This window comes from Pseudophaeobacter flagellatus (genome assembly GCF_021228235.1).
In the GTDB taxonomy this organism is placed as follows: domain Bacteria; phylum Pseudomonadota; class Alphaproteobacteria; order Rhodobacterales; family Rhodobacteraceae; genus Pseudophaeobacter; species Pseudophaeobacter flagellatus.
The window spans coordinates 54,841-78,940 of the sequence record NZ_JAJQRG010000011.1; the positions used below are offsets into that span (position 1 = coordinate 54,841).

At 59.5% G+C, this 24,100-nt stretch carries 23 protein-coding genes; 11 read left to right on the forward strand and 12 right to left on the reverse strand.

Translation table 11 applies throughout. From position 1 onward, the window contains the following. Positions 1-11: 11 nt before the first annotated feature. From tssG to tssA, 8 genes are all read right to left on the reverse strand, one after another. Positions 12-1,049, reverse strand: a complete 1,038-nt coding sequence (gene tssG / locus LRK71_RS17680; protein ID WP_232405293.1) for a type VI secretion system baseplate subunit TssG — start codon at positions 1,047-1,049, stop codon at positions 12-14. Beyond that, the gene (gene tssF / locus LRK71_RS17685; protein WP_232405294.1) at positions 1,013-2,890 is read right to left on the reverse strand and encodes a type VI secretion system baseplate subunit TssF; all 1,878 of its coding nucleotides are present in this window, start codon (positions 2,888-2,890) and stop codon (positions 1,013-1,015) included. The genes tssG and tssF overlap by 37 nt, the downstream gene beginning before the upstream one ends. Positions 2,891-2,892: 2 nt before the next feature. Next, the gene (gene tssE / locus LRK71_RS17690) at positions 2,893-3,390 is read right to left on the reverse strand and encodes a type VI secretion system baseplate subunit TssE (protein ID WP_232405295.1); all 498 of its coding nucleotides are present in this window, start codon (positions 3,388-3,390) and stop codon (positions 2,893-2,895) included. Further along, a complete protein-coding gene (locus LRK71_RS17695; protein WP_232405296.1) occupies positions 3,383-4,222 on the reverse strand; it encodes a type VI secretion system accessory protein TagJ in 840 nt (279 codons plus the stop codon). Before LRK71_RS17695 ends, tssE begins: the two co-directional genes overlap by 8 nt. Before the next feature lie 71 nt (positions 4,223-4,293). Next, entirely contained in the window at positions 4,294-4,797 is a 504-nt protein-coding gene (locus LRK71_RS17700) for an Hcp family type VI secretion system effector (RefSeq protein ID WP_232405297.1), read from the reverse strand. 56 nt (positions 4,798-4,853) lie between these two features. Next, on the reverse strand, positions 4,854-6,350 hold the full coding sequence (tssC, locus tag LRK71_RS17705) for a type VI secretion system contractile sheath large subunit (RefSeq protein ID WP_232405298.1): 1,497 nt from the start codon (positions 6,348-6,350) through the stop codon (positions 4,854-4,856). A 9-nt stretch (positions 6,351-6,359) separates the two neighbouring features. Next, positions 6,360-6,878, reverse strand: coding sequence for a type VI secretion system contractile sheath small subunit (gene tssB, locus LRK71_RS17710; protein WP_232405299.1), 519 nt, complete (start codon positions 6,876-6,878; stop codon positions 6,360-6,362). 95 nt (positions 6,879-6,973) lie between these two features. Continuing rightward, entirely contained in the window at positions 6,974-8,020 is a 1,047-nt protein-coding gene (gene tssA / locus LRK71_RS17715; RefSeq protein ID WP_232405300.1) for a type VI secretion system protein TssA, read from the reverse strand. A 178-nt stretch (positions 8,021-8,198) separates the two neighbouring features. Here tssA and LRK71_RS17720 point away from each other — a divergent pair, with 178 nt between their 5' ends. From LRK71_RS17720 to LRK71_RS17745, 6 genes are all read left to right on the forward strand, one after another. Then, the gene (locus tag LRK71_RS17720; protein ID WP_232405301.1) at positions 8,199-9,050 is read left to right on the forward strand and encodes a hypothetical protein; all 852 of its coding nucleotides are present in this window, start codon (positions 8,199-8,201) and stop codon (positions 9,048-9,050) included. A gap of 65 nt (positions 9,051-9,115) precedes the next feature. Further along, a complete protein-coding gene (locus tag LRK71_RS17725) occupies positions 9,116-9,574 on the forward strand; it encodes a hypothetical protein (protein WP_232405302.1) in 459 nt (152 codons plus the stop codon). Between the two features lie 2 nt (positions 9,575-9,576). Further along, a complete protein-coding gene (locus tag LRK71_RS17730) occupies positions 9,577-10,194 on the forward strand; it encodes a MotA/TolQ/ExbB proton channel family protein (RefSeq protein ID WP_232405303.1) in 618 nt (205 codons plus the stop codon). Between the two features lie 30 nt (positions 10,195-10,224). After that, positions 10,225-10,635 (forward strand): ExbD/TolR family protein, encoded by a 411-nt coding sequence (locus LRK71_RS17735; RefSeq protein WP_232405304.1) that lies wholly within the window; start codon positions 10,225-10,227, stop codon positions 10,633-10,635. Beyond that, positions 10,632-11,051 carry an ExbD/TolR family protein gene (locus tag LRK71_RS17740; protein WP_232405305.1) on the forward strand — a complete coding sequence of 140 codons (420 nt, stop codon included), beginning with the start codon at positions 10,632-10,634 and terminating at the stop codon, positions 11,049-11,051. Before LRK71_RS17735 ends, LRK71_RS17740 begins: the two co-directional genes overlap by 4 nt. A gap of 239 nt (positions 11,052-11,290) precedes the next feature. Further along, positions 11,291-12,538: a DUF4384 domain-containing protein gene (locus LRK71_RS17745; protein WP_232405306.1), complete on the forward strand. Its 1,248-nt coding sequence runs from the start codon at positions 11,291-11,293 to the stop codon at positions 12,536-12,538. 71 nt (positions 12,539-12,609) lie between these two features. On the opposite strand, the gene LRK71_RS17750 is transcribed toward LRK71_RS17745, so the two are convergent. Continuing rightward, positions 12,610-14,133 (reverse strand): caspase family protein, encoded by a 1,524-nt coding sequence (locus tag LRK71_RS17750; RefSeq protein WP_232405307.1) that lies wholly within the window; start codon positions 14,131-14,133, stop codon positions 12,610-12,612. Positions 14,134-14,339: 206 nt separating this feature from the next. Between LRK71_RS17750 and LRK71_RS17755 the strand changes: the two genes are divergently transcribed. Further along, positions 14,340-15,380: an OmpA family protein gene (locus LRK71_RS17755; protein WP_232405308.1), complete on the forward strand. Its 1,041-nt coding sequence runs from the start codon at positions 14,340-14,342 to the stop codon at positions 15,378-15,380. Positions 15,381-15,517: 137 nt separating this feature from the next. On the opposite strand, the gene LRK71_RS17760 is transcribed toward LRK71_RS17755, so the two are convergent. Continuing rightward, complete coding sequence (locus LRK71_RS17760; RefSeq protein WP_232405309.1) at positions 15,518-16,663, reverse strand: ParB/RepB/Spo0J family partition protein; 1,146 nt, start codon at positions 16,661-16,663, stop codon at positions 15,518-15,520. After that, on the reverse strand, positions 16,660-17,964 hold the full coding sequence (locus LRK71_RS17765) for an AAA family ATPase (protein ID WP_232405310.1): 1,305 nt from the start codon (positions 17,962-17,964) through the stop codon (positions 16,660-16,662). The genes LRK71_RS17760 and LRK71_RS17765 overlap by 4 nt, the downstream gene beginning before the upstream one ends. A 648-nt stretch (positions 17,965-18,612) precedes the next feature. Here LRK71_RS17765 and LRK71_RS17770 point away from each other — a divergent pair. The 4 genes from LRK71_RS17770 to LRK71_RS17785 all read left to right on the forward strand — a co-directional run bounded on the left by LRK71_RS17770 (position 18,613) and on the right by LRK71_RS17785 (position 23,128). Beyond that, complete coding sequence (locus tag LRK71_RS17770) at positions 18,613-19,296, forward strand: hypothetical protein (protein ID WP_232405311.1); 684 nt, start codon at positions 18,613-18,615, stop codon at positions 19,294-19,296. 232 nt (positions 19,297-19,528) lie between these two features. Next, positions 19,529-20,737 carry a pyridoxal phosphate-dependent aminotransferase gene (locus LRK71_RS17775; protein ID WP_232405312.1) on the forward strand — a complete coding sequence of 403 codons (1,209 nt, stop codon included), beginning with the start codon at positions 19,529-19,531 and terminating at the stop codon, positions 20,735-20,737. Then, positions 20,734-22,365 (forward strand): 5-guanidino-2-oxopentanoate decarboxylase, encoded by a 1,632-nt coding sequence (locus tag LRK71_RS17780; protein ID WP_232405313.1) that lies wholly within the window; start codon positions 20,734-20,736, stop codon positions 22,363-22,365. The genes LRK71_RS17775 and LRK71_RS17780 overlap by 4 nt, the downstream gene beginning before the upstream one ends. Further along, positions 22,346-23,128 carry a dimethylarginine dimethylaminohydrolase family protein gene (locus LRK71_RS17785; protein WP_232405314.1) on the forward strand — a complete coding sequence of 261 codons (783 nt, stop codon included), beginning with the start codon at positions 22,346-22,348 and terminating at the stop codon, positions 23,126-23,128. Before LRK71_RS17780 ends, LRK71_RS17785 begins: the two co-directional genes overlap by 20 nt. On the opposite strand, the gene LRK71_RS17790 is transcribed toward LRK71_RS17785, so the two are convergent. After that, complete coding sequence (locus LRK71_RS17790; RefSeq protein WP_232405315.1) at positions 23,129-24,040, reverse strand: MurR/RpiR family transcriptional regulator; 912 nt, start codon at positions 24,038-24,040, stop codon at positions 23,129-23,131. It lies immediately after the preceding gene. Positions 24,041-24,100: the final 60 nt, after the last annotated feature.

Here is a 24,100-nt window from a genome sequence, read left to right on the forward strand (position 1 = left end):
TATAGGCACTCTTACGTTCCGGCGTGTAGACCGGGGTACAAATACAAATCGCTCACATCCGCCTGGTCCGCCTCTGGGTCCGGGCGGCTGCGAATCCAGCTGGTATGACCCAGCCGGGTTGTGCCGCCAAGACTGGCGCGCGGCACCGCATCGCCGGCAAGCACCAGGTTCACATCCCAATCCAGAAAATCCCCCAGGTAATTGCGCACAATCGCCCGCAAACGCGCCAATGCCGCACCGCCCGGCAATAGGCGTTCATAATCCTGCAGGCTAAGCGGGCCGATACGCAGGCGAAACTTGGCAGACCGGCTCCAGACCCTCTCGCCAAGGCTGGTGTTCTGCCCCAAGCCCCCCTGCCCGCGCCCCATCTGCCAGCGGTCATCCGGTTCCAGCTCTAGCCAGCTACCGACAAATTCTTCCAGATGCACCGGCACCTGAAAGAAATCCGACAGCAGCGCCACCAGCCCTGCAGGCGTCTTGGTACCCTGCGCCATGATTCCGGTGAAATGCAGCTTGGACAGGTCCGGCATCTCATCTCGGTTGCGCAGCCCCGTACCGTGATAACCCGCCAGCGCCGCCACCCGGTCCGCCAGCGGATCTTCGTCGCGATCAAAACTGACCGCCGGAGCGCCCTCGGCCCAGGCCCGATAGAGCAGCGACATCATCCGATGCGTCAGCATATCGGCAAAGCCCACCAGCGTTGGGTCCCGATGGTTGCGGTAGCGATCGCGGGCATATTCAGTCATATGCAGTGGCAGTGGCCCCTGCGGGCCAAACAGCCCAAAGAACCGATTGGTCAACCGGGCTGGACCGTCCTTGGTGGCGGGGGTGAAACTGGCAATGGTTGAGGGCGGAAAGGCCAGTTCTGCCTCTTGCCCCAGGCGCAACGGATCCTGGCGCGGGCGGCGGCTCTCGCCCAGGCGAGGAGAGTCCCGGTAATGCGCTTCCAATACCCTCAGGGCCTGAAAAACATGGTGTTCCTCAGGGGCTTTGGCCAGCCGGTCAAAGTGGCTCAGATCATTCGGCCCAGGCCCTTTTGTGGTCGCCATCTGGCGATTTCCCCTCGTTTTTCAGTTGTCAGTACGGTTTCGGTGAATGTGTTGATGCTGGCGTAGCCATGGAAGAACCGTTCCAGCACCGCCCCCAGCGCATAGATATTGCTGCCTTCAAAAAAGCTCTCGTCAAAACCGATGGATATTTCCATCCCACGCACCGCCGTTGACAGGATTTCATCGCTCATCCGGCGCACGATGGGGCGGCTTGAAACCGAGACAATACCCTCTAGCTGCTTTTCGGTGACCCGGTTTCCCAGCGGCGCATATAGGCCAACCAGTTCGCGCAGGGCTTCGGCGGCCTGGCCGCGCCCGCTGTCGGCAATCGACACATAATTCAGGCTCAGATGTGAAATCAGCCGCCAGGCGGTATCCCCCTGCCCCAGCGACGGATGCGGCCGCGTTGGTGAAATCGGCAGCGTGATCTGCTTGACCGGGCCACCTTCGGGCAGATGAAACAGACCCTCATTGCCGGCCGCCAAAAGCAGTGGCAAATCGCGATTGGTACAGATCGCCTGTACCGCCAACTGTTCCAGATCCGGCCCATAGGGCGCCTGCGAACGATCCACCAGCGTCAGGTAGACCTCAGAGCCGAGATAAGACGAACGCACCCCGCGCAGCCGTTCCTTTTCGGATCGTTCCCGCATGCGCCGTTTCAGAGTGTAATAGGCCGGGTGGGTTTCGCCGGCAGCCGTGAAATCATCGGATGAATAAAACGGCCGGAACTCGATATCGTCGGCGCCTTCGCCGCTGATCCCGATCACCTTTTTCAGCGCGTAGATTTCAAAATCAAGCCCCGCCGTGCGGTTGGGAATAACCTGATGTTCGGTGTCGCGTGTGGTCAGCCGCACCCGATCGCAGCGCTTTTCAAACAGGTTCACCGCCGGGATACAATTGATCTGAAATACCTCGGGCAGGACCACAGGTGCCGCTTCGCGCAGCCCTTCGCGCAGCGGAATGTAAAGATCCACCTCTGCCCCGGTGCTTTGTTGCAGCGCCGGGCGCAGCCCCTGCAGTTCAACAAAGCGAAACCTCTCGGGCATGGCAAAGAATTCCTGCAGCAGGCGGTAACCATCAAACACCCGCGCGGGCACCGGCAACAGCGCCTCATCGCGGGAAAAGCCCTTTTGCACCACCGCCCCGTCAGGCAGGGGAAGCTGCCAGTCTGCCCGCCGATCGGTCGAGCGCGCCACGATGCCCTGCACTTGGGTGCACAAGAGTTCCAGCAATGGCCAACTGTTGCCGGCAGCATTGCCCAGATAGATCTGCAAGCGATCCATATCGAGGTCGCGCAGCGGTTCTCCGTCGCTGCGTTTCAGGCGCAGCCGGATCCCGGCGCGGGCCTCATAGCCGGCGGCCACCCCGGCGGCCACCAGATCACCACGCCCGTCGATATACTGCGCCTCTGTAATTTCTACCGGCCAAAGCGTCAGATCGGCAGCGGTGCGAAATTCGCAAGCGGTCTGCGCGCCGTCTTGCAGGCGCGAGCGCAGCACCGAGCCACGCGGCATCAGATAGCCGCTTTTGACCGCCGAATTGCTGGGGTCCGGGTCAAGCCGCGCAATCATCATCGACGGGGTTGGTGCCAGATAATGCGGATAGATGATTTCCAGAAGGTTCGAGGTGAAATTGGGATATTGCAGCTCCAGCTCTAGCTGGACGCGCGCCGACAAAAAGGCAACGCCTTCCAGCAGCCGTTCAACATAGGGGTCCAGAACCTCGACCCCCTCCATCCCCAAGCGCGAGGCGATCTTGGGGTAGGCAGCTGCAAATTCTGCGCCCATATCGCGCAGATAGTTCAGCTCGTTCTCATAATGGCCCAGCAGGCGGGTATCCATGATCAGAGCCCCCGTTCCATTTTGACTTCTCCGGTGGTCACATCGACCTTGCTGCGCAGGTACAATTCCAGCGGCAGCGGCTGCGCCCACATGTCGGCGCGGATATCCAGCCCAATGGTCATGCCTGCCGCCTCCACATCGCCAATCAACTGCACATCCACCGTGCCTTCGATAATGCGGGGTTCAAAACTGGTGATGGCCTGTTCAATCGCGCGGCGGATCCTTTCGGCCTTTTCGGTGGTCGAGAACTCGCCCGTTACTTCGCTCAGCCCATAGTTCAATACGGAACCCGCCACCGCTGGGTAGCGGTCGCCATCAATCTGACGTCCGGCATTTTGGGTGTTGAGCAGCCAGGACAGATCGCGTTGAATGATTTCGCGCAGCCGGTTCAGATCAATCACCCGCGCATCGCGGCTTTCCTTGCGATCCCTCGGTGCGTTGTCCGTCAATCGATCCAACAGCGAAGGTTGCAGGCGTTCGGCAAGCATCTTGTCAGCCATCGCTGCCGCCCAAAGCATCACTGTTGTCCAGCGCATCATCAGCACCGGCGTCGCCGATCTGCAGCTGGCGGATATCCATCAGGGCGAAATCCTCGTCACCGATGGTCAAAAGCCGCTGTCCCAGACCAATATAGGCCCCGCCACCGGCCTCTTGCCAATGGGTCGTATGCGCTAGTTGGGCCGCTGGATCCGCCGTTTCACTGCCAGGATAGCGGGTTGGGATCAGCACCGCCAAGGCACCTTCATTGGCCAGGGTCAACGTGCCTGCCATCCAAACGGTATCGCGCAGATCGCTGGGTTCATCGATTTCAAGGCTCTGGATCTGGGCAAAGGGCAGCCAGAAATAGCGCCCATTCAGGATCACCTCCAGCACCGGGCCAAGGCGCATATCGGCATCGGCAATCCAGTCAAAGGCTGTGCCATTCACTGTTCCCGCCGTTGTCGGGGCCGCCGCATAGGCAGCCTCGCGCAGGGCCTGCGCCTGATCCACATGGCCCTGGGCCAGTTGTTTCTGCGCCTCGATCAACTGCGCCAGCCAGGGGTCTGGCTCGCCCAGGATCAAAGGGTCTTTTTCGCCCTTGAACACCTTTTCGCGGTAAACCTCACATAAGATGGCCTCTCGGTAGGCCTGCGCCATGACAGTTGCCCCGGCATCCAGTTCGGCGCTCAGCCGCAGCTGCGCCACCGCCCGCTTCCAGTCTCCCATTATGCAGAGCAGCTGAAACAGAAAGATCCGCAGCTTGGCATTGGAAGGATCCGCGCGCACCTGGGCCTGCAAGGAGGCCAGGGCCTGTTCCGGATCACCAGCCCGCAAATGCGCTTCAGGGGTCATGGGCAATACTCCGCCATGTCAAATACACATAAAGCCCCCGGACGTGCAGCCACGCCCGAGGGAAGGGCAAATCAATACTCGAATTTGCCGGTTTGAACGTTCCATTGGAAAACAATCGGGCTTTCCAACTTACCTGTCTTTTGGTTGGTGGATTTATAGGTGTGCTCAATCGCGGCATAGGCCAGCGACCAGGTCTCCTCTGGGATGCCGTCATCAGTGGCCGAGATCGAATAGCTGTCGATCACCACATCTTTCAGCTTCCACACGGAATATTCCAGCAGACCTTCGGCCTGGGCATCACCAGAACGACACCAATGCATGATGATTTCCGGGCGTACGGTGCCGTTGGCAACCGATTTGGCCAGCTCGTTCGATGCCTTGCCCATCTGCGACGTCAGCTCGATCTTGCCAAAATTGGAATTGGAATGCATGCGCTGGGTCGATCCCAGGTCGGTCATTTCAACCGCGCGTTCCACATTCCAGTTGGCAGACTGAATGACAATCCAGTTCTTGTGTTTATCTTCGGTGGCATCACCCTCGATATCCGAGATTTCCACGAACATGCTAGCAGCCATTTTGCTATCCTTTCAAACCGTAACTCATTGACAAAAATTTGAGGCCAGAGTGGTTGTCAGCCTCCCTTTTCCGAGGGCAATTTTGACACCAGCCGAAGCGAGACCGACAGGCCTTCCAGCTGGTAGTGCGGGCGCAGGAAGAATTTTGAGCTGTAATAACCCGGGTTGCCCTCGACCTCTTCGACCACCACTTCGGCCGCCGCCAGAGGTTTGCGCGCCTTTTCGTTCTCGGATGAAATATCGGCGTTGAAATCAACGTAATTGTTGATCCAGTTCTGCAGCCAGGATTCCATGTCCTGACGGCTTTTGAACGACCCAACCTTGTCGCGCACCATGCATTTCAGGTAATGCGCAAAGCGGCAGGTGGCAAAAAGATAGGGCAAACGCGCGCCAAGGTTGGCGTTGGCGGTTGCATCCGGGTCGTCATATTCGGTGGGCTTGTGCAGAGATTGCGCCCCCATGAATGTTGCCACATCAGTATTCTTGCGGTGCAAGAGCGGCATCATGCCGTTCTTGGCCAGCTCGGCTTCGCGCCGGTCATCAATGGCAATCTCGGTGGGGCATTTCTGATCCACCCCGCCATCAGTGGTCGGGAAAGTATGCGAGGGCAGCTCTTCCAGGGTGCCACCGCTTTCAACCCCGCGAATGCGCGAGCACCAGCCATAGGATTTGAACGAGCGGGTGATATTGGTGGCCATGCCATAGGCCGCATTCACCCAGGCATATTTTTCGCTATCGGCCCCTGTTGTATCTTCCTCAAAGGCGAATTCATCCACCGGATCTGTTTTGGAGCCATAGGGCATCCGGCCCAGAAACCGCGGCATTGCCAACCCGACATATTTGGAATCCTCGCTTTCGCGCAACGACCGCCAGGCGGCATATTCCGGGGTCTGAAAGATTTTGGTCAGATCGCGCGGATTGGACAGTTCCGACCAGCTGTCCATCTGAAACAGCGACGGCTTGGCACCAGTGATCAGCGGCGCATGGGCGGCGGCGGCAATTTTCGACATCTCACCCAGCAGTTCAATATCCGGTGGCGAATGGTCAAAATGGAAATCAGCCACCAAAGAGCCATAGGGTTCGCCCCCCAACTGGCTGAATTCTTCGGTATAGAGTTTCTTGAAAATCGGTGACTGGTCCCAGGCGGTGCCTTTGAATTTCTTCAAAGTCTTGCCCAGTTCCTTTTTGGTGATCGGGATCACCCGGATTTTCAGCATCTCGTCGGTTTCGGTATTGTTGACGAGATAATGCAACCCGCGCCAGGCGCTTTCAAGCTGCTGGAATTCTTCGTTATGCAGGATCAGGTTGACCTGCTCTGTCAGCTTTTTGTCGATCTCGGCCACAATGCTTTCGATCGACCGCAGCGCATCATCCGAAATCAGCCCGGCATTGGCCAAGGCCTGTTCTGCCAGGGTTTTGACCGCGCTTTCCACCGCCGTTTTGGCCTGGTCGGACTTGGGGCGAAATTCCTTTTGCAACAGACTTGCAAATTCACTGGAACCAAAGGCGCTTTCATCCGGGGCGACCTCGGTCTGGAGTTGTTCTTCTGCCATATCTACCTCCTATTCCGTGTCGCCATCGGCGTCACCGCCGGGTTTGGGCTGGGCTGCCAGGGTCTTCAGCAGGCTGGGGTCCTGGATGATCTTGGTGATCAGGTCTTCGGCCCCGGTTTTGCCATCCATATAGGTCATCAGATTGCTCAGCTGGCTGCGCGCCTCCAACAGCTCTTTCAGCGGCGCCACCTTGGCGGCGATGGCTGCGGGCTTGAAATCATCCATACTTTCAAAGGTGATATCGACCGCCATATTGCCCTCACCTGTCAGGGTATTGGGCACGGTAAAGGCGGCGCGTGGTGCCATGGATTTCATCCGGCTGTCAAAGTTATCGACGTCTATTTCCAGAAATTTGCGATCCGCGACGGAGGGTTGCTCGACCTCGGATTTGCCGGTGAGATCCGCTAAAACCCCCATGACAAAGGGCAGCTGGACCTTCTTTTCGGCGCCATACAGTTCCACATCATATTCGATCTGCACCCGTGGCGCCCGATTACGGGCAATGAACTTTTGTGAACTTCCAGCCATCTAGCTCTCCTTAACTCGTCATCAAACTTGACAAGGCCTCGTGACAAAAACACCTCTTTTGCACGGCTTGGGCACTTGCCTCCCCCTCGATTTTGTCAGTCGTCATCCTCCAGGCCGCCGATCAGCTGCACATTTTCCAGACCACGCGGCGCCATGTCATTCACAATGGTAAGGAAATCAGCCCCCACCAGGCGCTTGGCACGTTCCAGCAACAAGGGCAGCGGGCTAGAGGGTTCTTCCCGCTGGTAATAGGCAATAATGCGATCCAGCGTATTGGCCACATCAGTGGGCGAATTGATTGCACCAGGCACCGCACCACCGCGCCCCGGTGCAACAGCCGCCTCTGTGTCATCAGCCGCCTCATCGTTCGCCTCTGTCGCCGGGACGTCCCTGAGGTCGCCATAGTCGCGCAGCCGTTTGCTGATCTGGCGCAGCAGTTTAATCAGCGGGTCCAATTCCGGGCCCTGCCCCGGCGTCTGCGCGTCAAACACCGCCGAAATCGCCCGGACGTCTTGCTCGGCCTGTTCGACAGCAACAAGACGTTCTGCAATTGCAGCACTGTCGCTGTCCTGGAAGGCCGCCCCGATGGTGGCACGATCCGGGACTGTATCCATGCTGTCGGGTGCAGCCAGCAGCCCTTCGGCAATTTCAATATCGCGCAGGCTAAAGCGACCAAAGCCGCGACTGTCGCTTAACGCGCAGCGCCGCAAAGAGCGAAATACGGGCGACGGCCCCCCCATCCCATCGGGCTGCCCGCACAGATCCTGCACCGCATTGATTCGCATGATCGGGTCGCCGTCGTCTTCGTCCAGCTCTGGGTGACAGCTCGGCCAGAACTGTTCCAAGCAGCCACGGATAAAACTGATGCCCTGGGCAAAGCCAACCAGCCCATCGCGTTGCAGCACCGCATCTGTCAAGAATACCGCGGCCCGCAGATCATGGCTGCGCGCCAGAACATCCAGCGCCTTTTCTTCTACGGTTGGATAATCCGGGTCGGTTGCGTCAACGCGCTCATCACCGACAACAGTCTCTTCACCAGGCTGCGCGGCAAGCGCCATCTCTGTGAAGGCCGGGTCGTATTCAAGATTATCCCCGCTGGGGGCGTCTTCCCCTTTGGACTGTAAGAAAACAGCCAGATCCATACAGTTGACCCCCCAAAAACCAGGTCAAGCGCGATCGGAAAAAACCACATACCATATGGATATACAGAGATGCGGCAGCCTCCAGGCACGCCACTTACAAAACAATAACTTGACGTCGAGTGAGCCTTATCGCCATCTTAAAGTCAATTGTTTTTGCACCTTTTTGTGAGTGGTGGTGATGTGTGCTGACCGTGTTACCGGTGACGAAATAAGGGCGATGGTGCGCGAGGGCACCAAGCGACGGACCAGTTTTGGCTTCTGTCTGGATGACACCAAAGATGCCCTTTTGATGATCCAACCCGGCAACAAACCCGAAGCCCTGCGCGCGCCCCTGAAGAAGGCCGGTGGCAAGCCTCCCATGCTTTGGGGGACCTATGTTGTACAGGGCGATCAGATGGAAATGACCTGCGAACAGACTTCGGCAAAGGTGCTGTTGCAGCTCAAACGGTTCCTAAAGAGCAACCGCCCCAAGGTGAACGTGCTGTTCTTTGACGATGGCGGCAATATTCTGGACAGCCTAAAGCCGGAATCGGCCAGCGGGGCCACCACGCCCAGCTCGGCCGATAGCAGCGATATTGACGCCCCCGAAATTGATCCAAAGGCGGTGTTGCCGCTGAAACAGAGGATGAAACGACTACAGCCACGAATCGCCCTGGCCCCCGGCCCCCTGGAACTGAAGCTCAACCGTGCACTGGCAAAATCGGTGACCCTGATCAATGCCGGGCGGCTGCAAGAGGCCGAGGTGCTGATTCTTGTCAGTGAACGCGCCATCGCCGCCCTTGGCAAAGACCGCGAGGACGAAGAAACCACTCTCAAACGCGGTCAACGCGCCACAGATACGCGCTCACTCGGGGAACAGGTCAAACGTGCCCAGAGCCTGCAGGCGGATGTGGCACGCGCCCCTGGCCCCGCCCGCGACCGGCTGACCCGCGCCATCCACAAAGCCGCCAAACTGTTGAAACAACGCGACCTGGACGGTGCCCGGGATGCCATGGACAAGATCGAAAAAGCCCTGACCTCGCTGGTATAATTCGGCGTCGCCGTCATATCCCACCGCCCCTTGCAAACCCTGTTTCAAACCCACTGGAGACTGCGATGCCCCTACCCTGCCCCTCTTCCCCCCTGATTGCCCGCGGTGCTGCGCTGGTACTGCTGGCCCTGCTGCCGATGCAGGCGCTTAGTGAAACCGCCACCTCTGCCGACGGGTCGTTGCTGGTCGAGCTGAACAAAATGGAAGAGATCGAGGGCGGCGGCTGCCGCGCCTTTTTTCTGTTTCGCAACCAGACCGGCAAGAGCTTTGCGGGCTTTGAAATGTCGCTGGCCATTCTAGATGGGGTCGGCATCATCGACCGGCTGCTCTCAGTAGATGCGGCCCCTCTGCCAGTGCAGCGCACCACGTTAAAACTCTTTGAAATTCCTGAAACCGCCTGCAGCAATATTTCCGAGTTTTTGCTGCATGACATCACCTCTTGCCAGCCGCAGAACGAGGCGGAAATGGATTGCTTTCCACTGCTGGATCTAGCCTCTCGCAGCTCCGCCAAACTGGTGAAATAGCCATGAGTTTTCTGCTACAGATCCTCACAAATGGTGGACCGGTGATTGCCCTGCTGGCCGCAATCTCTTTGCTCTCGTTGACCGTGATCGCGGTGAAGCTGGCGCAGCTCTGGCCGGTGACCTCTGGAACGACACAACGCACCGCCGCCATCGCCCGCTGGCAAAGCGGCGATAGGCCGGGCGCGCAAAGCGATATCGTCGCAGACCGGGCGCCGGCAGACCGGGTGCTGCGCTATGCAATGGAGGCCCTGCAAAACGGTCTGAAGGGGCCCATCCTGATTGCAGAACTGGAACGCCGCGGCAACGAAGAGGTCCAGCGGATGAATGGGCTCATCCGCTTGCTAGAGCTGATCGCCATGGTCGCCCCCCTGCTCGGGTTGTTGGGAACAGTGCTGGGCATGATCCAATCGTTCCAAGAGCTGGAGCTGGCGCAGGGGGCTGCCGATGCCTCGGTTCTGGCCGGCGGTATCTGGCAGGCGCTGCTGACCACGGCCGCCGGGCTGGTTGTGGCCATCCCAGCGGCAATTGCCGCCGGTCTTTTTGCCGCGCGTATCGACCGGGCAGCGCAAATGATCGAAAGCGCAGTTGGACAGCTAATGTTGGCAGATCATGGCCAGTAACGCGCATTGCCCCCCCTTTCAGAGGCCGCCATGCAGCTAGCTAGACGCCCGCGCCCCCAGGCCCTGATCTCTCTGGTGCCGATGATCGATGTAATGTTGATTCTATTGGTATTTTTCATGGTGACCTCTAGCTATCTCAACTTGGATATGATCCCGGCGCTGCGCCCGGTAGATGAAGCGGTCAGTTCGGACGGTTCGGCGCAACGACGGCTTATGATCCGGCTGGATGCCACTGGTACGCCGCACCTGCGCACCCAGGCGCTGTCCAGCGAAACCCTGGATCACCTTTTGCGCCACAGCCTTGCCCTCGACCCAAAGACCCAACTGATGATCCTTCCCTCCGGCGCGGCACCAACCCAGGCGCTGATTTCTCTGATGGATCTGGCGGCCAGCACCGGGGTGAAAAACATGCGGGTTCTGCAATTGGAAGCCCGGCCGTGAAACTGAAACAGAACCGCCGAACCGTCCCCACTGAGACCATCATCGCCCTGATTGACGTGGTGTTTTTCCTGCTGGTCTTTTTCATGCTGATCGGGCGTATGGACGCAACCGCCCCCTTTGAGGTCACGCCGCCACAGGCGCAAACCGGTCGGGATATGCCGACGGGCGGCATCACTCTGGCAATCTCGCAAAGCGGCAGGCTAGCGCTGGATGGCGATGCTTTGCCCAAATCAGAGATTTCGCCTGCGCTGGCCAAAGCGCTGGCCAAAGACCCTGCATTACGTCTGCGTATCAATGCCCACCGTTCCGCAGATCTGCGGCATGTTCTGCCGCATGTCTCCCTGGCCGAAGCTCTGGGCTTCCTCGATGTAGTGCTTGTGGTCACACCAGAGACCAGCGCAGGGGTGGGAAAATGACATCAAGGATTGGCATATGGACGCTGGCCTTCGGGACGTCAATTTTAGCTCACCTTGCTGTTATTACGGTTCTTTTACCGCTTCTCAATCCGATGCCTGTGCCGCAGCAACCTACCCCCGAAAGCGCCCTCACGCTTGCCTCTCAACAGATCGCGCGAAGTCGGGCGCAACCACGCACCCCCACTGCAGACCCCGGCAAACAATTGGCAACCACAGGCGATAACCTCAGCGCCGGGGCCTTGCCCCAGACAAGGGCTAGGCCGACCAAAACAGCGACCCACGCAGAACAACAGGCGCCCATTTCAGCCGCAACACAGGCGACGACACTGATCGCAGATCTGCCGCCAAGCCGCCCGAGCGCTGCCAAACCGCTGCCCGTACAACAGGCCAGCCCACAACCAGCGCAGGCCCAGCCAGCCGCCATCGCTCAGCTGCGCCCAAATACCCTGGCCGCGCAGTTCGCCAGCGCGGAACCTGCGCGCAAAACCAACCTTGCCAACTTCGCGCCTGCCCTTGCTGCGACACAGGCCAATAGCCCGCCTGCCCCGATCTCGGCGCCCTCCGCGTTGCCTGCGGCACAAACGCTGCCCAGCCAGGCGGCACAGTCCCTGCCCGAGGCCAGGCCAGCCGCGCTCATGCTCTCGCAAAGCCCGCCACAGGCCACGCCGGTCACCGCCGCCCTGGCCTTTCAGGGGCAGGATATGGGCGCTGTCGATCCTGTTTCCCTGGCCGCATTTCAAAGCTTCACCAGACCGGGGGATCTGGCGGCACGATCCGCCAATCTGCGCGATGGACTGGAGGCCCTGCTTAGCGCGGTGCCCTGCGCCCGTTTACAGGTTGCGTTCAACCCCGAAACCGCAACCCTGGAGCTGCGCGGCCACTTGCCCGAAGCCGCGCTGCGTGCACCGGTTCTTGCCGCGCTACAGGCGCAGATGGGGCGTGATATCGCGCTCAAGGACAGCATGCGGTTGCTGCCGCGCCCGCAATGTGGCGCGCTCAGCGGCATTTCAGCTGTTGGCCTGCCGCAAAGCACCGACCAGATTACCAATCCATTGTTGCTGGGGACAGATGCACAGGCGCGGGTGCTGGCCTATTCAGGCGGCGAACAGTTGTTCTTTGAGCTGACCGCACCAGACTACCCAGCCTATATCTACGTGGATTATTTTGATGCTGCGGGTGATGTAATCCACCTCAGCCCCAATGGCGCTGCCCCGCTGCGGCTTGCCCCGGCAAAAAGCGCCCAGCGGGTGGGGGCCAGAACGCCGGAAGAGCCGGGCCTGCAAATCACAATTGGCCCACCCTACGGGCAGGAAATCGCCGTCGCCTTTGCGGCCTCTGCACCGCTATACCAAGCCCCACGCCCGATAAACGAACCCGCCGCGGCCTATCTGGACTTCCTACGCGAAAGAATTGCCCTGGCACGAAAGCAAGCCACTGATTTCAAAGGGGAATGGGTCTATTTCTTGATTGAAACCACCCCCCGCTAGAACGCCGCATCCAGGCCGCCAACCGCCAGAGGCCGGGGGCCACTACACAGGGTTGCGCAGACCTGCGGCCCCTATTGGCAGCCCCCCGCTGCCCAGGACTTAAGGCTTCGCTTCATCACCCCGCCAAAGGGGTGCTGCTTGTTCAAGGACCGCTGCATATTGAGGCTCAGATAGGTATTTGCCTGGGTGCAAAGACGGTCGCGCGTCCATTGATGGCAAGAGCTGCAGGTCTCTGTCTTCCAGTAGCTTTCCGGCAGCCCCTCGATCGGAGGAAACATTGGCGATTGCTTAACGATCTCTGCCAGGCTGAGGCCACTGACCTGCGCCAGATCCGAAACCAGCGGGCTGGCGAATGTCACCGGGCCCGCGTCGGCTTGTTTCGGCACGCTCGCAGTTGTTTCAGCACCTGCAACTGTCGCCGCGTCGGTCGGCTCTGCGCCGACGGGGTCCTGCGCCTGCCCGGCCTTTAGAGCGGAGATTTCGGTGCGGGCAATTTCCGCATAGGTTCCCTCAGGATAGCTTTGCAAATAGGCCTCATACCCAGTGAGAGAACCATCCTGCTGTGCAGCGGTAAACAGCGCGGTTTCGCCGATGTCAGGTTCCGCAGATGGCGGCACCGGCGCGGGTGATCCGCCGCGCAGTTCTTCATCCATCACCGCGCTGAGCAGGGCGCGGGCCTCGCTGGTAAAGGCCCCCTCGGGGTAGCCCCGCAAAAACAGCATCAACTGCACCGGATCCCGCGTCGCTCGCACCGACTGCCAGAGCTGCAATTCCTCTGTTTCAGCCGGGCTGAGCACTGGGGCGGACGGGGCATCGACAAAGACAAAATCACTGACCAGCGAAGAGGTATCCCAAGGCGTTTGCTGGCCGCCGCTATATTCAAGCACGGTACGCCGCACCGCCTTGAAAGCCTGTTCAATCGGTTGGCCCGGCACGGAAATTTCATGTGCCAAGGCCTGGGTAAACGGGCTATTGCCACGCTGCCCGTCCAGCGCCACGCTGCCCGGCGCGGTGGCATAGGCCAGAAATGTCCCGGTTGGGGCCTTCATTTCCGCCAGCCCGCTTTCATCGAGATCGGCCACATTTTCAAAGGGGTTATTGCGGCAGGCATCCAGGATCACCAGATTGGTGCGATTGCGCGCAGAGGCCATCTGCCGCAGCACCGATTGGGCTTCGACCGCCATCAAATCCAGATCAGCGGCATCCGCCAGTGCCACATCCACTGGCAATAGATAGTTGTTGCCAAAGCTCTGCACCCCGTGACCGGCATAGTAAAACAGCCCCGTTGCGTCGCTGCCGGCGGCGCGCAGATCACGGCCAAACTGGGCAATGGCGCGCTTCATCTCTACTTGGCGCAGATCGGTTGCCAGCGTCACCGTAAAACCTATATCTTTCAATGTATTGGCAATCAGGTTGGCATCATTCACCGGGTTGTCCAGCGGCGCAACCTGCCCATACAAGGCATTGCCAACCACCAGAGCCAGACGCGGTTCCCTGTCGCTCTCTTGCGCCCAGGTCACGCCAGCCGAAAAAGCGAAAACCGCAAAAAGGGGAAACAGGCGTTTAAACAGGCCCTGCGGCCACAAGAAATTCACTGCACCAATACTCCGAACCCGTCCCCGCGGGGACATTACACATTGGCGAGGTTTTTCCTCGCCGAATTACCGCAATCCTTGCATTATGCGTCAGTATCGCAGTTAATCAAAGAGGTTGCGCGCTGTGGGACCGTAATTTGCGCCGCGCGCGCCTTTACCACCCCCAATCGTCGGCCCTGCCCCTTTAGTCTTGTATGAGTTTTATCATGGTACGCTTAAATCTTCGCCCGCTTCTCGCCCTTTTGTTATTGGCCGCCCAGCCTGCGCTGGCCCTGGATCCCTTTGAACACGGCTGGCAACTTGACCCCGAGGCCTCTGCCATTACCTTTTTATCGGTGAAAAAAGACACAATTGCAGAGACAAGCCAATTTGCCACCATTAGCGGCCAGATCACCGAAGGCGGTATTGCACAGCTGGTTGTGGCGCTGGATTCAGTTGATACCAAGATTGATTTACGCAATGTGCGAATGCGGTTTTTGTTCTTTGAAACCTTCACTCACCCCGAGGCGCGAGTGACAGCGGTGTTGGATCCGACCCAGCTGTTGGACCTGCCCCAGCGACACCGCAAGGTGATCGAGGTGCCCGTGACCCTGTCCCTGCATGGGGTGGAGATGGATCTGGCGGCAAAAGTTGCCGTCACCCTGCTGGACAATGACCGGGTCAATATTTCCACCCTGAACCCCGTCATCCTGCAACTGGCGGATTTCAATCTGATGGAGGGGCGTGAAAAACTGCAAGAGGCCGCGAATGTGACCATTACGCCGCTGGGAATTGTCAATCTGAACCTTACTTTTGATCGCCGCGCCGCAGGCACCCCAGTGCTGCCAACCGCCGCTGCCAGTGGTGCCACCGCTGCGCTGGAGGCAACCGGAGATTTCAGCCGCGCCGCCTGCATCGGGCGTTTTGACATCCTGTCACGCAGCCGAAGTGTGAACTTTGCCCCCGGCACCTCGCGGCTGGATCAGCGCTCGACGCAGTTTCTTGACAGCCTGTTTGATATCGTCAGCCGCTGCCCTAACATGGTAATCGAGGTTGGTGGCCATACCGACGACAAGGGCAGCGAGGCCGCAAACACAAGGCTGAGCCAGCGGCGCGCCGCCTCGGTTGTTAGCTACTTGGCGACCAAGGGCATTGCAACCGAACGGCTGAAGCCCGTGGGCTATGGCGAAGCCAGCCCGCTGGTTGCCAACTCCAACGCGCAGAACCGGGCAAAAAATCGGCGCATCGCGTTCAAGGTTTTGAACTGATACCAGCGCGCCTAGCCCGGCATAAATGACAATGCAAATGGGCTGTCCCCGTGGGGACAGCCCATTTTTGTTATCTCAGTGCTGATCCCAGCATATGATGTGCCGCCGGTCTCCCGCATCAAGGAAGGCGCGCTGCGCTATTCTAGCGGAGGGTCCCCATCCTCGAGGGCAGCAAAAAATGCGGTAATTGCGCCTTCCAGCCGATAGCGATCAATCACCGAGAAGTCGCGCTCCATCGCCAATTCAATCCGTCCATCGCGGGCCTGACAGCGCACTGTCCCCGCAGGGACACTGCAGCGCAGCGTGGTCTTGGCAACACCGGTCTCTGTCGTGCGCTCCGGCGCGACACCCTGCCTGGCCGTTGGGCCGGAACCGGCCCCCGGTGATAAGAAAGCGCGCAGCATCGCCAGTTCTGCCTCTTCAGACCGGACATCGCTGGCTTGCAACTGCTGGATCAAACCGGGGGCCAAATCATCACCTTCAGCCAGTTTCTTTTTCAGATCCAATCCCAGCGCACGCGGAATTGCCTCTGCAAAACGCAGATGGGCGCCGATCATTTCAAGCAATTCGGCGAAATGGCGAATGTAGCTACGCTTTTGTCGGCCTGCCGAGCCATAGAGATGCGCCACCGCATCCTCGACCCCGTCGCAGTCTGTTTCCGGATCCTGCGCATAAGACAGCGCAAGCTGCGCCATTTCCGCAAAAGAGATGTCGCGGCGCACCAGGTTTTCATCCACCATGCGGCGATAGAGCCCCTGCAAATCTTCGCCCTTGGCAATCAAACCTGCCGGGATACTGGCGTATTCTGCGGCGCCGGTTTCCTCCAGCAGCGCGCGATAGGCCGACAGCCGTCGAAACCCCTGGATCAGCTGATAGCTGCCATCGGCGGCCTCTTCCACCCGGATCGGGTTGGACAAGCCAATGCTGCGAATGGAGGCTTTCAGCTCTTCTAGTTCCGGGTCGCGCGACACGGCCCGGTCGCGCACCAGCTTGCTGGTCGCAATCTGATCCAGCGGGATCCGGTCCACCACCAGGCCCAGTTTTTTAAGGCGGACGAATTCATGCGCCAGCCGGTCATTCTCGGCGCGGATATTCTGCTCGGTGATAGCGCGGGCTTTCAGAGCCTCGGCATTTTCGGAAATCGCCGTCGCCATGGGGCCGCGACGGGCTTCGGCAAGGCTCGCCCCGTCATCCTTGGTCGATGGGGCAGGGGAGGGAGCAGGCGCAGGATCACTGGTGGGTTCAGACGGGAAATTGATGTCAAAGACGCGACGCTTGCTCATGTTTTATCCTCCATCTGGTCCCAGGCTTCTACGGCATAGCCTTTGAACTCCTCATAGGCTTGATCAAAGGACGCCCGCGCCCGGCGCCATGTTTCACGGGTCATATCGCGATAGTCAATTTCATAGATCGAACTGAGGAACCGACCTGATTGTTCTACCGCGCGGGTCATCTCGATCGGGTGATCCGCCATTCGCCCCTCAAAGACCTTCATAAAAGCATCCCGCATGGCGCGGTGTAGATCATTGCCGCTTTCATATCGGGTCAGCAAAAAGCGCACATCCAGAAAGGCCTTTGGCAGGGTGAATGTCCCCGCGGGGACAACCCCATTAAAGGCCGAAAGATCCTCCAGTGCCTCGGAAAGCTGGCCAATAAAAGAAGTGGTGGAGTCATACTCCCAATACCCGGGGCCTGAGGGGATATAGAGCATATCCGCCGCAAATACCGCATTCATCGACTGATAGCCAATCGCAGGCGGGCAATCAAAAATGATCAAGTCATAGTCATCCGAAGAGACCTGATCCAGATAGCGAGAGACAGCAGCAAAGAAGGACCACTCAGGATTGAGATGGCGATACTGGGCGCTGGCGAATTCCACAAAGGCGGCATTGGCGCAGCTGGGCACCAGATCAATGGTGGGCCAACTGGTGGGCTTGATGAAATCATTGATCCGCAGATCCTGCAGCCCCATGCCGGTAATCGCATCGGGCAGATGCCGTTCTGGCAAGGCCGCGCCTGTCTCGGCCCCACGCGCCGAGGCATTCATTCGCTCGGTCTCGCGCACCAGATCGCGCGCCATGATCCCCCAGACCGTATAGTCCTCGGTCACATCGCTAAGCCCCATGGAGTGCGACAGCGTCGCCTGCGGGTCGAAATCAACGCAGAGCACCCGATACCCATCCAGCGCCGCCGCATGAGCGAAGTGCAGCGCCACCGTGGATTTGCCTGCGCCGCCCTTGAAGTTGGAAATCGCCACCCTCAGCGCACGCTTGCCTTCGGGGCGCGGTGGCATCAGGGATTTGCGGTTGATCTTGATCCGGCGGCGCAACTCGTTGATCTCTTCCAGCGAATACCAGCGCTGACGGCCGTCTGCCTCTACATGACCCTGGGGCAGGGAAGGATCCGCCGCCAGCCTGCCACGCAGGGTGGATTGATTGACCTTAAAGATCAGCTCGGCCACCTCCCAGCTGGAGAACCGCCGCAGGGTCTTTTCCAGCTCGGGTGAAAAGGTCTGCTGTCGGATCCAGCTCTGCATCTTTAGGGATTGCGCTTGCAATCGGGCCAAGTCTTCGTGGGTTAACATGACGGCTCCTTGCTCTTACTCTGCCATGCGTCCTTTTTGGGCGGGACGCTAATTTTTACTCAACTCCCATTTACGCCGGATTTGTAAAAAACGCAAAACCTATTATTCTATTGAGAAGCGTCCTGTCCCCGCAGGGACACAGAGGGTTTCCTGTGCCAAGACCCACTGTTGAACCCCCTTAAAAACAGGGCGTCACGGGCCAGATCTCTGCCCGCATTGATTCGCCAGCCCCTTGCGAATCGGGCCACCTTTATCTGCTCTCTTTCTCGGAGGGCGGGATAGATATAGGGGGACACAACAAAAGGAACCACGACCGATTGGGGGACATTTTCAACGAAATAGGGGACAGCCAGAACGTCCCCCAATACCATTGATACCAATTTTTTTATCAAAAAAGGGATTGGGTCAGGAGGGAATTGCACAGAGGCCTTGACAGAATCGTGGCTAAGGACGCAAATCGTGTATATTGAACAAATAGCGTTGAGTTACCTAGAACAGGACCCAACGTAATCCGGGAACAACCCGCGGTGTGAGGCAGATATATCCTAAACCGGACGGGCAGGCGAAGCTCTTGTCTACACGGTTTGATCAGATTTGATCGGTCAGGGGTACACCTGGCCAGGAGTGGTTAGAAAGACGGGTGCCACAATGCAGGCTCAAAAACCCGCCGGGCGAAATGCATCGGCTCTGAAGTATGACATACTCACTGCACTGGGCGCCTTTGCCCTGGCGCAGCCCAAAGCGCCGCAGCGTCTTGTGTTGCGCATCATGACCCTGGTCACAGCGCGCTACAATTGGACCAGAAATGAGCTTGCTGTCGGACAACGCGAAATCGCCCGCCTCTGGAGCGTGGATGAACGGACAGTCAAACGCGAAATGGCCAAGCTGCGGGCGATGGGCTGGCTGGTTGTCAAAAAGCAGGGCGTGCGCGGTCGGGTCAGTGAATATGGCCTGGATCTGGATCGCATCTATGAAGACACCCGTGGCAGCTGGGCCAGTGTTGGTCCCGATTTTGAACACCGCATGCGCGGCACAGAAGCGCCGCCATCAAACGTCGTGCCGCTGCGCACGAGCGAAATTGCCGCCGCACCGGATCTGAGCAAGGGCGATGAGTGGAGCCTGGTCAAGGCGGTTTTGCATCAGGAAGACCCAGCCATCTATACAGCCTGGATTGATGCGCTAGCGCGTAGCGATCGGGCAGGGGGGCGCTTAACCCTCACAGCGCCCAGCCGGTTTCATGCCACCTATGTTCTGTCGCATCTGAAACCCCGGTTACTCGCAGCCTGCAGGGATGTGGACGAACAAATTTCCGACATTGTTATCCTTAGCTAGCCTGCCGCCCGACGGTAGTTTCGTAAGAGAAGCTGGTCACCGGCGGGCAGCGTCTTTGGTCGGCATTGGTGAGCCGGTGCAGTTTTGCACTTGCCTGTATCGACCGAACCAGTAATTATGCAGTTGTATAATTACTGTGTTTCACGAGATTCTTCGGACATTGAGGCAGCCGCCCCGCGGGTGACGTCCTCGTTCCTTTTCAGAGCCTTGTGCCGAAATAGGTGGAAAAGCCATGAAAACCACGGATGTAACCGCGCGCCTGGCCTCTTTGGGCGGCGCAAAATGGGATCTTCACCTTGCCGCGCGTGACCGCGTTGCGGCGGGGGCCGATATTGTCGAGATGACCATTGGCGAACCCGATGTGCCGGTCCCCCAAGAGCTGATGCAGCAGGCGATTGCCTCTATGCAGGCGGGGCGTACCGGGTATTCAGACGGTCGAGGTGAAATCAATCTGCGGCGGGCTCTGGCTGCCCGCTACACCGCCACCCGTGGGCGGCAATTTGAACCAGACAACTTTCTGTGCTTCCCCGGCACCCAAACAGCCCTGTTCGCGGCCATGAGCGGAGTTGCCCAGCAGGGCGATGAGGTTCTGGTTGGCGATCCGATGTATGCCACCTATGAAGGTGTTGTGGCCGCCAGCGGTGCCGCGATGGTGCCGGTGCCGCTGACGCCGGAACACGGGTTTCGCATGCAGGCCGCCGATGTGGCGTCGCGCATCACTCCGCGCACTCGGGCGCTGCTGCTGACCAGCCCGCATAATCCTACAGGTGCCATTCTGGACCGGGAAGAGCTGATCGCCCTGTGTGAACTGGCGAAAGAGAATGATTTCTGGATTATTTCCGATGAGGTCTATGAACAGCTGGTGTTTGAAGGGGCAAAGTTCACTTCACCGCTGTCGCTCCCAGACTATGCCGACCGGGTGATCGCGGTCTCGTCGATTTCCAAATCCCACGCCGCGCCCGGCTTTCGCAGTGGGTGGTGCGTGGGTTCCAAAGCCTTTTGCGATGCGCTGTTGCCCTATTCCGAGACCATGCTCTTTGGTAACCAGCCCTTTATCGCTGATATGACAGAGCTTGCCCTGCAACGTGACTCCTCTGTGGCAGAGGGAATGCGGACACGGTTCAATCGCCGCGCCCAGATCCTGGCTGACCGGGTGCAGGCCGAAACCGCATTGCAGGTGCACCGCCCCGAGGCGGGCATGTTTGCCATGATCAATGTTGCGGCCACCGGGCTGAGCGGTGATGCCTATGCCTGGGATTTGCTGGACCAGGGTGTCGCGGTAATGCCGGGCTCTGCCTTTAGTGACAGCCTGACCTCTTGGGTGCGGGTGGCGCTGACTATTGAAGATACGGATTTTGAGCTGGCCCTGAACCGCATCATTTCTCATGCGCAGGCCAAGACGCAGGGCCAGACAGCATCAGCAACACAGGGGGTCGCATGACTGACGCGGCAAAAACCATTGGCGAGGCGCTGGTGGATGGGTTGAAAGCCCGCGATGTCTCTTGCGTCTTTGGTATCCCCGGCGTGCACACGGTTGAGCTCTATCGCGGATTGGCCGCATCGGGGCTGCGCCATGTTACACCGCGCCACGAACAGGGCGCGGGCTTCATGGCGGATGGCTATGCGCGGGTCAGCGGCAAACCTGGGGTGGCCTTTGTAATCACCGGGCCGGGGCTGACCAATACCTTGACACCGATGGCACAGGCGCGGGCGGATTCGGTGCCGATGCTGGTGGTTTCTGGCGTCAATGCCCAGTCGAGCCTTGGTAAAGGAATGGGCCATCTGCATGAATTGCCAGATCAGCGGGCCCTGGCGCAGACGGTGGCTCTGACCTCGCAGCATGTCGCCACCGCAGCAGAACTGTCCCCGGCATTGGATGCGGCCTTTGCGCCGTTTTCAACGGGTCGGCCTGGTCCCACACATGTGCAAATCCCGCTGGATGTGGCAGGTGTTGCGGCGGATGCTCTGCTGCCGCCAGCGGTGGTGCGGCCCCAGGATATCGAGACCGAACAGCTGCAAGAGGCAGTGCATCTGTTGCAGGCGGCTAAGCAGCCGGTCATTCTGGTGGGGGGTGGGGCCAAACGCGCAGGCGCGGCACTGGTGGCCCTGGCCGAGCGCCTGGATGCACCGGTGGTACAAACCACAAATGGGCGGGGATTGATGTTTGCGCATCCCCTTGGCGTTCCAGCCAGCCCCAGCCTGCAATCCGTGCGCGCGTTACTCAAAAGCGCCGATGTGGTCTTGGCCCTGGGAACCGAGTTTGGCCCTACAGACTATGATATGTATGCCACCGGAGAGTGGCCCGAGATGCGGCAGCTGATCCGGGTGGATCGCTGTGCCGAGCAACTGGGACGCCATGCCAGCGCGCTGGCGATCGAGGCCGAGGCGGGTGCCTTTGCCGCTGCCCTGTTGCAGGGCCTGCCCCAGGCCTGTTCGGGCCGCGATGGCGCGGCGCGTGCGGCGGCAACACGCAGCGCCGCAGAACAGGAGATCGGCAGCGAATATCTTGCCCAGGTTGCGGTTCTTTCGGCGATGCGGGATGCGGTCCCAGGCTGTTTGATGGTGGGAGATTCCACCCAGCCGATCTATGCGGGCAATCTCTACTACGATCACGATCGCGCAGGTGGCTGGTTCAATGCGGCCACAGGCTACGGTGCGCTTGGCTATGGGATTCCCGCAGCGATTGGCGCCGCGATTGCCGCACCTGACACTCCTGTGATCTGCATTCTGGGCGATGGCGGCGCACAGTTCTCCTTGCCCGAGGTGATGACGGCGGTGGATGAAAATCTGCCCATCATCTTTGTGATCTGGAACAACCAGGGCTACCGCGAAATCGCCACCTCGATGGAGGCGGTGGGCGTTGAGGTATTGGGCTGCGATCCAACCCCGCCCGATTTTGCCGCCACGGCCCAGTCTTTTCGGATTGGGCATATTGCTGTCGGCACCGACCCAGCCGAGATTGCTGCGGCGGTTGCCAACTCGCTGGGCCAGGGGCCCAGCTTTGTCGAAATTACTGCGCCTGTCTTTGCGCCAGCTGAGGATGAAGTCTTTGACCAACCCAAGTTTTGAATTTTCCCGTGCGATTACCCGCCGCCCCGCCGCCAGCATCACCGAAGGTCTGCGCGCGGCTGATATCGGCACCCCCAGCCTAGAGGGTATGTTGGCCGCCCATAAAACCTATGTTGCAGCGCTGAAAAGCACTGGTGCCGAGGTGATTGAGCTGGGCCCGCTAGAGGCCTTTCCTGACGCGGTCTTTGTTGAAGACACAGCCCTGTGCCTGCCGCAGGGTGCGGTTCTGATGCGTCCGGGCGCGCCGTCACGCATGGGCGAAGTGGCTGAAATGGCACCAACTTTGCGGAGCTGCTACGCGGATGTCCGCGAAATCAAGGGGCCGGGCCATATCGAAGGCGGTGATATTCTGGTTACCGGGCGTGAAGTGCTGGTGGGGCGGTCGGATCGCACCGATGCCGCTGGTGTCGCCGAACTGGCCGAAATCGTTGGCGAATGGGGGCACAGCCTGCGCGAGGTCTTTACCCCGCCCGGTGTGCTGCATTTCAAGACCGATTGTTCCTTGATGGACGGCGAGACCATACTGTCCACCAAACGGCTGTCGGCTTCGGGCTGCTTTGAAGGCTATCGCATCCTGGATGTGGCTGAAGGCGAAGAAGCAGCGGCCAATGCAATCCGCTTCAACAATCTGGTGCTCTGCCCGGCGGGCTTTCCGCGCACGGCGGAAATGCTGGACAAGGCCGGATTTGAGGTAGTCCAGATTGACAACACAGACTGCGCCAAGCTGGATGGCGGCATGTCCTGCCTGTCACTGCGGTTCTGATTAGCTGCGGATCTGTGGCAGTTTCGGTGCGCTCCAATAGGCGCCGCTGTCCTGCCTGAGCGCCTCATAGGCCTCTATCCGGCGGCGCGCCTCGGTGCCGCCGGCTTCGATCAGATGGGTCAGAAGACAATCCAGCACCGCCATGGCACCCGCATAGGCACCGAATGGATGCAGTGAATTTGCCGCAACGCTAAGCACGTGATCGGGCGTGATACCCGGCGCGATGACCTCGCTGTCAGAAATCAACAGAATGCGCGCGCCCTGTTTCTGTGCCAGACGCAGGGCTTGTATGGTGCTGGCGGAATAGGGCGCAAAGGTCAGTGCGATCAGGCAATCCTCGGGTCCAAGCCCCATCAGATCATCCAGCGTGGTGCCGACATGGCGGGGGACCAGGTCAATCGAAGGCATCGCCATCCGCGCGATATAGTGGAAATAATAGGCCAAGGCATAGCTGGCGCGGCTGGCCGTGACGTGGCAGCGCTTGGCCCCCAGTAAGGTTGCAACAATGGCCTCGCAGCGTTCTGGCGTCATCTGCCGCAGCGAGCGGCTGACCACGTTCAGTTCACTCTGCGCCGCGCGGGCTTGCAGGGCTGCGGTTGGACCGCCCTCGGCCATGCGGGTCAGCCATTCGGCGCCGAGCGTGGTTTCCCCGGTGGTGATCAGGGCATCACGAAAGGGGCGGCGCAGGGCCTCGAAACTGTCATAGCCCAGACGCTCGGCGAGACGTACAAAGCTATTGGCGCTGACCTGCGCCTTGCGGGCGGTATCGCGGACCGGATCCAGCGCAAAGGGACCGGGGTTGTCGATGATGTATTTTGCCGCCTGCGACAGCTTGGCGGGCATGTCGGCGATCTGCGCTTTCAGCGTTGCGATCAACCGGGCAGTTTGTTTGGGGTCAAGATGTGGATCCATGCCCGGATAATATCATGCGTTCCGTCTGGGCAGAATTAAAAACATTCATTTTGAAGGGCG

Bases quoted from the DNA above. Each gene is read 5' to 3' on its own strand.
- tssG (WP_232405293.1), bottom strand. From the start codon at position 1,049: ATGGCGACCACAAAAGGGCCTGGGCCGAATGATCTGAGCCACTTTGAC.
- tssF (WP_232405294.1), bottom strand. From the start codon at position 2,890: ATGGATACCCGCCTGCTGGGCCATTATGAGAACGAGCTGAACTATCTG.
- tssE (WP_232405295.1), bottom strand. From the start codon at position 3,390: ATGGCTGACAAGATGCTTGCCGAACGCCTGCAACCTTCGCTGTTGGAT.
- LRK71_RS17695 (WP_232405296.1), bottom strand. From the start codon at position 4,222: ATGACCCCTGAAGCGCATTTGCGGGCTGGTGATCCGGAACAGGCCCTG.
- LRK71_RS17700 (WP_232405297.1), bottom strand. From the start codon at position 4,797: ATGGCTGCTAGCATGTTCGTGGAAATCTCGGATATCGAGGGTGATGCC.
- tssC (WP_232405298.1), bottom strand. From the start codon at position 6,350: ATGGCAGAAGAACAACTCCAGACCGAGGTCGCCCCGGATGAAAGCGCC.
- tssB (WP_232405299.1), bottom strand. From the start codon at position 6,878: ATGGCTGGAAGTTCACAAAAGTTCATTGCCCGTAATCGGGCGCCACGG.
- tssA (WP_232405300.1), bottom strand. From the start codon at position 8,020: ATGGATCTGGCTGTTTTCTTACAGTCCAAAGGGGAAGACGCCCCCAGC.
- LRK71_RS17720 (WP_232405301.1), top strand. From the start codon at position 8,199: ATGTGTGCTGACCGTGTTACCGGTGACGAAATAAGGGCGATGGTGCGC.
- LRK71_RS17725 (WP_232405302.1), top strand. From the start codon at position 9,116: ATGCCCCTACCCTGCCCCTCTTCCCCCCTGATTGCCCGCGGTGCTGCG.
- LRK71_RS17730 (WP_232405303.1), top strand. From the start codon at position 9,577: ATGAGTTTTCTGCTACAGATCCTCACAAATGGTGGACCGGTGATTGCC.
- LRK71_RS17735 (WP_232405304.1), top strand. From the start codon at position 10,225: ATGCAGCTAGCTAGACGCCCGCGCCCCCAGGCCCTGATCTCTCTGGTG.
- LRK71_RS17755 (WP_232405308.1), top strand. From the start codon at position 14,340: ATGGTACGCTTAAATCTTCGCCCGCTTCTCGCCCTTTTGTTATTGGCC.
- LRK71_RS17760 (WP_232405309.1), bottom strand. From the start codon at position 16,663: ATGAGCAAGCGTCGCGTCTTTGACATCAATTTCCCGTCTGAACCCACC.
- LRK71_RS17765 (WP_232405310.1), bottom strand. From the start codon at position 17,964: ATGTTAACCCACGAAGACTTGGCCCGATTGCAAGCGCAATCCCTAAAG.
- LRK71_RS17770 (WP_232405311.1), top strand. From the start codon at position 18,613: ATGCAGGCTCAAAAACCCGCCGGGCGAAATGCATCGGCTCTGAAGTAT.
- LRK71_RS17775 (WP_232405312.1), top strand. From the start codon at position 19,529: ATGAAAACCACGGATGTAACCGCGCGCCTGGCCTCTTTGGGCGGCGCA.
- LRK71_RS17780 (WP_232405313.1), top strand. From the start codon at position 20,734: ATGACTGACGCGGCAAAAACCATTGGCGAGGCGCTGGTGGATGGGTTG.
- LRK71_RS17790 (WP_232405315.1), bottom strand. From the start codon at position 24,040: ATGGATCCACATCTTGACCCCAAACAAACTGCCCGGTTGATCGCAACG.